Here is a 9,789-nt window from a genome sequence, read left to right on the forward strand (position 1 = left end):
CCGGCACCATATGTGGACGGCTCCCTCTTGCAAGGGCTGTGCGGAGAATTTGATCGGATCGCTTGCGTCCATATGTCCGGCCTGTGGGTGCGACCGCACATGGTCGCTGGCCAAGATGGTTTCCGCAGCATGAGTTCCAAACACCTCAGCGGCCTCGAACGGCCATTGGTGCCGATGGAATGCCACACGCCTTGGATCGATCGATCGCACCATCTGCTCAATTCCTGCAAGATTTGGCATCAGCTCAGTACGATAGCAAACGGCTGCTCATCGTGCCTAGCCAATCTCTCACGCTGCCACTGCCGGCGGCGATAGTTCTGCTCTTCGATATTGCTCACCGCTCACCATCAGTTTCCAGGCGATTCTCGCGATCTTGTTGGCGAGCGCCACCGCAACGAGTTTGGGCTTCTTGCGTTCGAGCAATCCCAAGAGCCAGACAGAGGCATTCTTGCCTCCAGTACGGCGGACGTGCTGAACAACGGCGGTGGCTCCTACCACGAGTGTACTGCGCAAGAGCTCATCACCGGCTCGTGTAATGACCCCGAGCCTGACTTTGCCGGCAGTCGAATGATCGCGGGGTGTCAAACCGATCCAGGCCGCAAAGTCTCGCCCGGATTTAAACTGTTGCGGGTCTGGGGTTTTCATCATTAGCAATGAGGCGCCGATTGGGCCGACGCCGGGAATTTTTGCGAGCCGTTGGCTACATTCGTCATTGCGGTGCCATTCCATGACCTGGGCTTCGACCCGCTCGATTTCCATCAGGAGCTGCGAATATTCCCTGCCATGAAGCGCAAATAATTCCCGTGCCAGTTCCGGGATCGCCTCGTCCGCCGCGATGCGTTCGAGCAGGGGCTCGATCCGGCACATGCCCGTTGCTGCGGTAACTCCGAACTCTGCCGCAAAGCCACGGATGGTGTTGGCGAGCTGCGTGCGTTTCTGAATGAGCCTGGTACGCATCGCTATGAGCATGAGGGCGGCCTGCTGCTCTACGCTCTTAGCCGGCACAAACCGCATTGTGGGGCGGCTCATCGCCTCGCATAGCGCTTCTGCATCGGCCGCATCATTCTTGCCGCGCTTGACGTAAGGTTTTGCTAGTTGCGGTGCGATCAACCTCACTTCGTGACCATACGAACCGAGAAGACGCGCCCAGTGGTGCGCGCTGCCGCAGGCCTCGATGGCGACGACAGTCGGTGGCAACTTCTCGAAAAACCGGACCATCTCCCGGCGCGTCAGCTTCTTGCGCAAGACCGGCTGTTCTGCCGAATTGACACCGTGCAGTTGAAAAACGTTCTTTGACGTATCCATCCCTATGCGAATAATCTGTTCCACGGGCGGCTCCTTCATGTGAGTCCTACAACGAAATCACCTTGGCACATTGCGATGCCGCTGGGAGCCGTCCAACCCAACACCTCAGAAGATTGTCGGGATGCACCTGACCCTTGAAAATGCCTCTTGGCGCGAGGCTGGCATTGCCATTCGCAACATCGCCGAGGACAAGGTCGAATATTGCCGTCGGTTCGGGATCGAGATTGAGCCCGGCGATTGGCCAGTCCGCGGTGCACTGCCAGCGCGCATCATCGCAGATCGTGGCGAGTTCGAAAATTATGAGCCGGAAAACTTCATCGTGCGCACAGGCGTCACGATTGAGAACACCGCGCCATATCGAGGCGACATGAAGGGCAATGTCGAGAAGCGCTTCGACATGGTGCATTCGGTCCTGCGGGACATCGTCCCTGGAATGGTGAACGCGACCCATTCCGAGAAAGGCGACAGCGATGCTCGGCGTGAGGCAAAGCTGACATTGAAGGAGCTGACGTCTGCGGTCTTGAGGGCAGTCATCTATCTAAATAACAACAATTTTCTGGCGGGGTACCACCCCAATTTGGACATGATCAAAGCCGGGATAGATGCCGTTCCGAAGGACATCTGGAACTGGGCACTCGAAACCGGTCGATCGGAATTGCGCGCGGCCGACGTCGAAATGCTGAGAATGGCTGTTCTGAAAACTGGCAATGCGACCTCGACGAAGGACGGCATCAGTTTCATGAAAATGCTCTTTATCAGCGATGCGCATATTAAAGGCCGTCTCTGGGAGAATCTGGCTGCCGGATCGGTAAAGCTGTCTTACGATCATAAGGAAACAAATAAAATCTGGCTGCATCAGCCCGATGGTTCTTATGAGGAATGCCGACTGAGCCCCGCCCACAAAGCCTTTGCGAACATGACATTTAAGGAGGCAGATGCTCTGTCGAAGCGGGTGGCCGAGGCTGGAAGAGCAAACTCTGCAGCCGGCTCGTACGCTTGGTATCTCACCCAAAAGGGGATCCAAGAAACTCGCGAAGAAGCGATTGAATCGACGGGGGGCAAGCTGTCTCCACAATCCCTTCGCGATACCGATAAGGCTAGGCGCAAGGAGATGGCAGTTAATCTGCAGGCCGAACGCAGCCTCTACGATCACAAAGCGAAATAATAATGAGTGCTAATCGGGACAGGCCGGATCTTCGGGCACTTATCGGGGATGAAAAAAGGCTATCAGCGGCTCTGCAAGAAATTTTTCTCGAAGGTGCCGCACCGGGTTGCCAGTATTTCTCGCCGTTTCCTCGTCAAATCGAGATCGCGAAATGGATCCTAAAGCACGCTGACCGAAAATGGGCCGAGCGCGATTTCGCCGAGGCCGACCTACATCCTGCAGAGATCAGGAACGCTCATAATGCGAAAGCGGCTGCGCACTCATTGCTTTTGCCCAATGCGTTTGGTCCCTTGGCGCCAGACATCACCTGTTTTTTCGGTAGCTCTGGCACGGGAAAAACTCAGGTCGTGCAGCGAATAGCCTCGATCCTTGAGCAACGGCTAGGGGTCCCGAACAGTGACTGACGATAACCTTCCAGATGACCATGCCGAGCGTAAAACCGATCTTGCGGAGGATCGGACCCTGCTCGCAAACGAACGGACGTTCGCGGGATGGGTCAGAACCGGGCTTGCTTCAGTTGGTATTGGACTGGGCTTCCATGCCCTTTTTGAAAAAATGGAGCCCTCCTGGCTGCCCCGCGCCATCTCCACATGCTTCATTCTTGCAGGTATAACCATATTCTACCTTGCAGAGCGCAATTCTCGAGCATTGCTGGAAAAGCTTGACGCACATGCCGTTGCACCTGTCCGACGCGTGAATCTTCGCATTGTCGCAGTGGTGGTCGGGGCTGGATCATTCATTCTGTTGGCAGGCATCTGGTTGCTCGTTTGATCGAGCTTCTCCTGGCCATTCCGGGCCTTTATTTGCGCGCTCGCTAAATGATCGGTTACGAGTTCTGCGTCACACTCCCTTTCCTCCGATCTTCTTCGGGATAGTCTTCAGGCTTCACCACGCCCTGTTTGCGAGTGGCATTGTGAAGCTGGCTATTTTGGCTTGGATCGTCGGTTTGCGGGTTCAGCGGAGCCTTTTTCGATCGAGACATCAGCGTTGCCTGCTGGAACCGCGGGTTGCCGGCTCACTTCCTTGGGGGACATCCGTTTCAATGGGCTCATGGCTCGAGCGCTGTTCGAATTCGGTACGGGCCCTTGTCTGGTTCGCCGGCTTCCTATCGCCGGTCCCGGTTTTCGCAGCTTCTTTAAACTTGTCGAGGGGCTTGCGGGTGACTTCGCCCGAATCTTCAGGTTCATACTGGCCCATTGTGAATGCCTTTCGGTGTGATCTTCACTATGAATGACGGTCGCAGAGTGAAACCGTTCCTCAACTTCGCCGGACCGCTCGCAGGATAAGTTCCAGTGGGCTAGGCAAGCACGCTTGCGGCATCGCACCAGCGGGTATGCATTTCATTCCATTCGAACAGAACAAGTCCGGAGTCCGGATCGCGGGTGTGATCACTCTCTGCTTTGGGCGGACACTACAGGACGTTCGTCAGCCAAACGATAAGAAGCACCGCGGCCAGTAGGCCGAAGATGATTGTCATTTGTCGGGTCATATATTTTTAAACATCGAACGCCGCGAAAGCTTCCAAGAGATGTCGTGAGGTGGTGTTCAGCAGGAACCGAGCGGCATGGCGGTTCATTTTATCGTTTGATGCTGACAGATCCAATCATGTTGACGATTGCGACAGGCGCGGCGCGCTGGTTCGAATTGGCGGGTATTGCTGTCATCATCGCGGGCACATTGGTAGCCTTTGCCCGTTCCGCAGTCATTCTGTTCGTCGGCCAGCGCTCTTTGCAGGAACCTCAATCCGCTTTGGCGCCGGTCTTCCGCCGCACGCTTGGACGGTCGATTCTGGCGGGACTGGAACTGCTTGTCGCGGCGGATATCATCCGCACTGTGGCGATTGAGCCAACACTCAGAAATGCAATGGTGCTCGGATTGATCGTTCTGATTCGGACGTTTCTATCTATCAGTCTTGAAGTGGAGATCGAAGGCAGATGGCCATGGCGCTCTCGGTCGTGATCGGTCCTGGCAAGGGTCGGGGGTCGGATCATTCTCGATTGGACCGGAGAGGAGCAAGGTTACGGCTATGATTTCTGGTTCTGACGCTCAACTGAGGCGGGCGAAAAGGGTAATGCAAGCCCTCAAGCAGCGTGACCTCACGTTAGTAACGGCCGAGAGCTGCACCGGCGGTATGCTTGCGTCAATTCTCACCGACTTGCAGGGCTTGAGCCACGTTTTCGAATGCGGCTTCGTCGTATATTCCGATGAGGCTAAGTGCGACCTTCTAGGCATCGACAGCATACTATTGAAAAGCTTCGGTGCAGTGAGCCGAGAGGTCGCCGAAGCTATGGCCCGCGGTGCGTTGTCGCGATCGAGAGCGAGTATCGCAATCGCAATTACCGGATTTGCGGGTCCTAGTGGTGAAGAGGACGAAGAAGGGCTCGTGCACCTCGCCTGTGCGCACGGTCAAAGCCTGCGGCATAGGGAAAAGCATTTTGGCCCGATCGGACGGGATCTGGTTCGGAGACATGCGATCGATAGCGCGCTGGACGTCATCGAAGAAACGATTTGAGAGTGAGCGCATGTCCTGATGTCTGAAATCGTGTTGCAGCAATTCGTTCCATTCAGCACTTGGGCGGCCCGCAGTTGGGCTGGGAATCTCAGACTCGAGCCCTCAAGCCGGGGGGTGAGGGCGCTCAGTAATACGTGTGCCGACATTTCGATCTAGAAACATGCATTTCTCTTCGATCCAGACGAGCGATGCGAGTAAGTCCACTTTTGCATCCTAAGACGCAGAAACATGTTGCTCGACACGTCAATCGGGATAATCCTCGGCCGCGGAGGGGACGGAAGGTGATCAGACTTCCCACAATCGAGCGTGCCATTCTGCGCCACAAATCAAGGGCTGAAATCGCTCTCTGGACGGCTGTATCCGTCATAATTCCTACGGCGATGCGACTGGTGATTGACGGTGGCGAGGCAGGGGTGCCGTTCGTCACCTATTTTCCGGCGGTCATTCTGGCGGCGCTGTTTCTTGGTTGGCGCTCGGCAACCTTTACCGCGATATTTTCAGCGATCATCGCCAATCGACTTTTTCGACCTGACCTTCCCGTATGGCGCTTTGAAGCCGCCGATTTCATAATGGCGGGACTGTTTGCGATCTCATGCGCCATTCTCATCAACGTTGGACATATCGTCAGACAACTGCTCGAAGCAGAATATTCCGCAAGAGATCGCGAAGAGATGCTCAATGCGGAATTGCGGCATCGGGTGAGGAATATGCTGACAGTCATCCAATCGCTGGCGGGCAACACCCTTCGACACTCGGGGCCGGATCAGTTTCTCTCCACATTTTCCAAACGAATTAATGCGTTGGCCAAGGCCACCGAACTCGTAACGGGTACGGAACGAGACTCTCAGTCGATCGGCGAGATCGTGAGGACGACGATTGACCCATTCCGGTCCAACGGCAATTTTCGAGTGGAAGGTCCAGAACTCAAAGTTCCCAACGCGGCCTGCGTCCCCTTGGCGCTTGCGTTGCATGAGCTGTGCACCAATGCCGTCAAATACGGTTCTCTTTCGAACTCCGACGGTAGCGTGACCATAAATTGGGACGAAGCCCATTCCGACGATCAGGTGGAGATCACATGGAAGGAGGCCGGCGGCCCGATTGTGAAACAGCCGACCAGGATAGGGATGGGGTCCGGTCTGTTGCGTCCAGGGAGGGGGTTGGATTCGGTTAAGCTTGAGTTTCCTCCTGACGGAGTCGAATGCGCGATTTGTCTTAAAGTCATGCCGGGGAGCGTCAGGAGCTATACGGCTTGCTCGGAAATGAAGGACGTCCCGGACGAGGTGGATTCAGTTGAGGAGGCGGTTTAGATTTCAGGCATTGCCGTTCTTACGCCGTGTTTCCCAACCTTTCTTTGCTGCTTTTGACCGCTTCTCATCGCTCTGGCTCGAGCCACCCTTTTTGCCGCCTTTCCTTGAACTTTCGTGGCTGTCCTTTTTGCCCCGACCCGATCCGGATTTGTTTCCCCCGCCGGATTCCTTGTTCACCGTAGCCCACGCCCGACGTTCGGCCTCCTCATGGCCCACGCCTTTGTTCTCGTATCCTTCTTCTAAATGCTCTGCTTTCCGCTTCTGCTTGTCGGTATAGCTGGATTTGTCCCCTTGAGGCATGGCAACTCTCCTTAGTGATACAGGCCTTCGCGTCAGAGCGAGTATTTGCAATGCCGCTGACCTGATGTTTCAGCCAAGGCCCCGAGCTTACTTTCCTTCGATGTTGCGAGGCGTGCAGAACGCACGACAAATTGTGGTCGCGGTAAACCTTTGGGCCAAATTCGCCCTTGCAATCGTGCGATACCCTGATCACTCTATCGGCACGCGGAAACGAGTCTCTAATAGGAATTCCAGAGCTGGACCAGCTTTGGGCAAGGGAGGGATTTGTGCAGCACTTCAGGCTGGTTTTTCATGCAGAGCGGGGCAAACCCTGCAAGTCTATTGAATTTGATGCTCTGGATGCTGCCGCGGCGCTCATTCACGCCCATAAGGAGTCGGCAGATCGGTCGGCCGAACTCTGGAGCGGGGATCGCAAGCTTTGTTCAATTCGTCGCGTTCCTGTTTCTGAGACTGATATTTGGCAGATAAAAACTGCGGTGACTTGAAGCTCGAGTCTGCCAAAAAAGAAGGCAGCCCCTAAGGAGCCGCCTTCCCGAGGGATCCACCCAGCGGAAACTAAAGGGCGGAATTCCCTCTAGCTTCGACCCAGTCGAAACCTGCTTTTGAAACGAGGTTTTTCAGCGAGAGTTCCCGAACACAGACTAGCAACAACCCGAACGGCTGCGTCAACGGGCCTGTTTGCGCCGCCAGACCGCCATGGCATCGCCAGACAACACTTTCGCCAGTTGCCGCTTACAAGCATACGGGAAATGCTCGTCGACGCCCACTCGCTCAGAATCGTTTGTCAACGGCGGAGTAAAAGTCGTCCATTAGGCGGAGTAAAACCAGGCCACTTGATCCGGGTGTTGGCGAGCGCCGGGAGGGCGTAGCCCGAGCGGGGGTCGCCAACACCCGGATTGTCATTTCTGTCAGGGGTTGGGGCGTGCTTTTCGTGCCTGGCTCTGGGCCAGACGATAGCTCTCGCCATTCATTTCCAGGATGCTGACGTGGTGGGTAAGCCGGTCGAGAAGCGCGCCGGTCAGGCGCTCGGAACCGAACGTTTCGGTCCATTCGTCGAACGGCAGGTTGCTGGTGATCAGCGTCGAGCCACGCTCGTAACGCTGCGAGATCAGTTCGAACAGCAGTTCCGCGCCGGTCTTTGACAGGGGAACGAACCCCAGCTCGTCGATGATGAGGAGCTTGTATCCGGCCATCTGCTTTTGCAGGCGCAGCAGGCGGCGTTCGTCGCGTGCTTCCATCATTTCGCTGACCAGCGCGGACGCGGTGGTAAAACCGACTGTCAGACCCTTCTGGCAGGCCGCGAGGCCCAGGCCGATCGCGACATGGGTCTTGCCGGTTCCTGACGGGCCAAGGGCGATGACGTTCTCGCGCCGGATGATCCATTCGCAGCGCGCCAGTTCGAGCACCTGCATCTTGTTGAGCTTCGGGATGGCGGTAAAATCGAAGCTGTCGAGGCTCTTGGCCGCCGGGAACCGCGCGGCCTTGATCCGGCGCTCGACCATCCGCCGTTCCCGGTCGATCAGTTCCAGTTCGACAAGCCGGGCAAGATAGCGGACATGATCCACGCCCTCTGCCGCGCATTGCCGGGCCAGCTTGTCATGCTCACGCAGGAACGTCGGCAGCTTGAGCGTCTTGAGGTGATTGGTGAGCAGCAGTTCGGGAGCCGGGCTGCTCATGCCGCGTCCTTCGTCTCGCCCGACAACAGCCGCATGTACGAGCGCGCCGATGTCGTCTCCACCCTCGTCCTGGGCAGGTAGGGATAGATCGCCATATCCAGTCTGGGCACCCGGCGTTCAACCCGGCACAATACAAGGTGCTTCACCGCATCGAAGCCGATCGCGCCCATATCAAGGGCCTGCTTCACCGCGGCATGCAGATCGGCAAGCGTGAAGCTTTCCAGCAGGCGCAGCACCTGCACATACTCGCGCCGGCCATGCTTGCCCCCATGACGGTTCAGGCGCGCTTCCATCAGCCGGCGCAGCGTCACAAACGCCTCGGGCAGGTTCCAGCCTTGCAAGGGCGCGGCCTGATCGAGGGCATTGATCTTCTGTTCGATCAGGGGAAGGTAATGGACCGGATCGAAGGTCACGTCTTCGCGGCTATAGCTGCGGGGATGACGGGCAATGACCTCGCCCCGGCAGCCGATCACCACCTCGCCGACATAGCCCCTGATCCATACTTCCTGGTGGCCGAAGCGTACCGGTACCGAGTAATCATTGGTCCGGTAGCGCACCAGCGCCTGCGACGAGACCTGGCCGCTGGTCTGGTCACAGGCCTCGAACGGCGATGCCGGAAGGTCCTGCATCGCCGCCAGATCGCGTTGCAGTCTCTCGCCGATCGTCTCGTTCTCGCCGCGCAGCCGATCGTTCTGCCGTTTGCGGCATTGCTCCTCGAGCCACAGGTTGAACGCCTCCCATGTCGCGAACCGGGGGATCGGGACCATGAAGTTGCGGCGGGCATAGCCGACCAGACCTTCCACGCTGCCCTTGTCGTTCCCCTTGCCAGGGCGGCCGTAACGATCGCGGATCAGGTAGTGCGACAGAAAGGCGCTGAACAGCCTCGCGCGCCGCCGCGTGCTGTCAGGAAGGATCTTAGAGACCAGGCAGCGATCGTTGTCGTAGACGATCGAGAGCGGTACCGCGCCGAAGAACGCGAAGGCATGAACGTGGCCGTCCATCCACGCCTCGGCAACGGCCGCCGGATAGGCCCGCACGTAGCAGGCATCGCTGTGCGGCAGATCGAGCACGAAGAAGTGCGCCTTCTGCTCCACACCGCCGATCTCAACCAGAGCCTCGCCGAAATCAGCCTGTGCGTGGCCGGGGGCGTGCGCCAACGGCACGAACATCTCCCGGCTGCGCTGAACCCGCTCCCGGATGTAATCCTTGATGATCGTGTAACCGCCGGTGAAGCCATGCTCTGCGCGAAGGCGGTCGAACACACGCTTCGCCGTATGGCGCTGCTTGCGCGGAACCGACCGGTCCCCTTCCAGCCAGCCATCGATGATCGGTATGAACGCTTCCAGCTTCGGTCGCCGCACCGGGGCGCTGCGACGGTAACCGGGCGGCACCGAATACGACAGCATCTTGCGAACCGTGTCGCGCGATATGTTGAAATGCTTCGCTGCCTCGCGCTGGCTCATCCCTTCAGAACACGCCAGACGAACCCTCAGGTAAAGTTCCACGGTGTAAATCCCTCATCCC

11 protein-coding genes are annotated in these 9,789 nt (G+C 57.4%); 6 read left to right on the forward strand and 5 right to left on the reverse strand.

Features of this window, described 5'->3' with window-relative positions; translation table 11 throughout:
• Positions 1-240, reverse strand: a 240-nt coding sequence (locus tag A9D15_RS16830; RefSeq protein ID WP_216634363.1) for a hypothetical protein, incomplete at its 3' end; no start/stop codon positions are given.
• A 48-nt stretch (positions 241-288) separates the two neighbouring features.
• Positions 289-1,329: an IS110 family RNA-guided transposase gene (locus tag A9D15_RS02805; RefSeq protein ID WP_066760674.1), complete on the reverse strand. Its 1,041-nt coding sequence runs from the start codon at positions 1,327-1,329 to the stop codon at positions 289-291.
• A gap of 97 nt (positions 1,330-1,426) precedes the next feature.
• Here A9D15_RS02805 and A9D15_RS02810 point away from each other — a divergent pair, with 97 nt between their 5' ends.
• The 6 genes from A9D15_RS02810 to A9D15_RS02835 all read left to right on the forward strand — a co-directional run bounded on the left by A9D15_RS02810 (position 1,427) and on the right by A9D15_RS02835 (position 6,289).
• The gene (locus A9D15_RS02810; protein ID WP_066761582.1) at positions 1,427-2,470 is read left to right on the forward strand and encodes a hypothetical protein; all 1,044 of its coding nucleotides are present in this window, start codon (positions 1,427-1,429) and stop codon (positions 2,468-2,470) included.
• 2 nt (positions 2,471-2,472) lie between these two features.
• On the forward strand, positions 2,473-2,874 hold the full coding sequence (locus tag A9D15_RS02815; protein WP_066761583.1) for a hypothetical protein: 402 nt from the start codon (positions 2,473-2,475) through the stop codon (positions 2,872-2,874).
• The gene (locus tag A9D15_RS16120; protein ID WP_082924211.1) at positions 2,867-3,241 is read left to right on the forward strand and encodes a YidH family protein; all 375 of its coding nucleotides are present in this window, start codon (positions 2,867-2,869) and stop codon (positions 3,239-3,241) included. Before A9D15_RS02815 ends, A9D15_RS16120 begins: the two co-directional genes overlap by 8 nt.
• 834 nt (positions 3,242-4,075) lie before the next feature.
• On the forward strand, positions 4,076-4,429 hold the full coding sequence (locus A9D15_RS02825; RefSeq protein ID WP_066761588.1) for a DUF1622 domain-containing protein: 354 nt from the start codon (positions 4,076-4,078) through the stop codon (positions 4,427-4,429).
• Positions 4,430-4,541: 112 nt separating this feature from the next.
• The gene (locus tag A9D15_RS02830) at positions 4,542-4,982 is read left to right on the forward strand and encodes a CinA family protein (RefSeq protein ID WP_229660380.1); all 441 of its coding nucleotides are present in this window, start codon (positions 4,542-4,544) and stop codon (positions 4,980-4,982) included.
• Between the two features lie 281 nt (positions 4,983-5,263).
• Positions 5,264-6,289, forward strand: a complete 1,026-nt coding sequence (locus A9D15_RS02835) for a sensor histidine kinase (RefSeq protein WP_172807447.1) — start codon at positions 5,264-5,266, stop codon at positions 6,287-6,289.
• A gap of 3 nt (positions 6,290-6,292) precedes the next feature.
• On the opposite strand, the gene A9D15_RS16125 is transcribed toward A9D15_RS02835, so the two are convergent.
• From A9D15_RS16125 to istA, 3 genes are all read right to left on the reverse strand, one after another.
• On the reverse strand, positions 6,293-6,589 hold the full coding sequence (locus A9D15_RS16125) for a plasmid stabilization protein (protein WP_082924213.1): 297 nt from the start codon (positions 6,587-6,589) through the stop codon (positions 6,293-6,295).
• 908 nt (positions 6,590-7,497) lie between these two features.
• Positions 7,498-8,265, reverse strand: a complete 768-nt coding sequence (gene istB, locus A9D15_RS02840) for an IS21-like element helper ATPase IstB (RefSeq protein ID WP_066761576.1) — start codon at positions 8,263-8,265, stop codon at positions 7,498-7,500.
• Complete coding sequence (gene istA, locus A9D15_RS02845; protein ID WP_082924210.1) at positions 8,262-9,770, reverse strand: IS21 family transposase; 1,509 nt, start codon at positions 9,768-9,770, stop codon at positions 8,262-8,264. The genes istB and istA overlap by 4 nt, the downstream gene beginning before the upstream one ends.
• Positions 9,771-9,789 lie beyond the last annotated feature (19 nt).

Origin of the sequence: Croceicoccus pelagius, assembly GCF_001661915.1 — a bacterium.
Taxonomy (GTDB): Bacteria; Pseudomonadota; Alphaproteobacteria; order Sphingomonadales; family Sphingomonadaceae; genus Croceicoccus; species Croceicoccus pelagius.

What these genes read in the sequence shown, in the direction of transcription:
- A9D15_RS02830 (WP_229660380.1), top strand. Translation starts at nt 4,542, where the DNA reads ATGCAAGCCCTCAAGCAGCGTGACCTCACGTTAGTAACGGCCGAGAGC.
- A9D15_RS02810 (WP_066761582.1), top strand. Translation starts at nt 1,427, where the DNA reads ATGCACCTGACCCTTGAAAATGCCTCTTGGCGCGAGGCTGGCATTGCC.
- A9D15_RS16125 (WP_082924213.1), bottom strand. Translation starts at nt 6,589, where the DNA reads ATGCCTCAAGGGGACAAATCCAGCTATACCGACAAGCAGAAGCGGAAA.
- A9D15_RS02815 (WP_066761583.1), top strand. Translation starts at nt 2,473, where the DNA reads ATGAGTGCTAATCGGGACAGGCCGGATCTTCGGGCACTTATCGGGGAT.
- A9D15_RS02825 (WP_066761588.1), top strand. Translation starts at nt 4,076, where the DNA reads ATGTTGACGATTGCGACAGGCGCGGCGCGCTGGTTCGAATTGGCGGGT.
- istB (WP_066761576.1), bottom strand. Translation starts at nt 8,265, where the DNA reads ATGAGCAGCCCGGCTCCCGAACTGCTGCTCACCAATCACCTCAAGACG.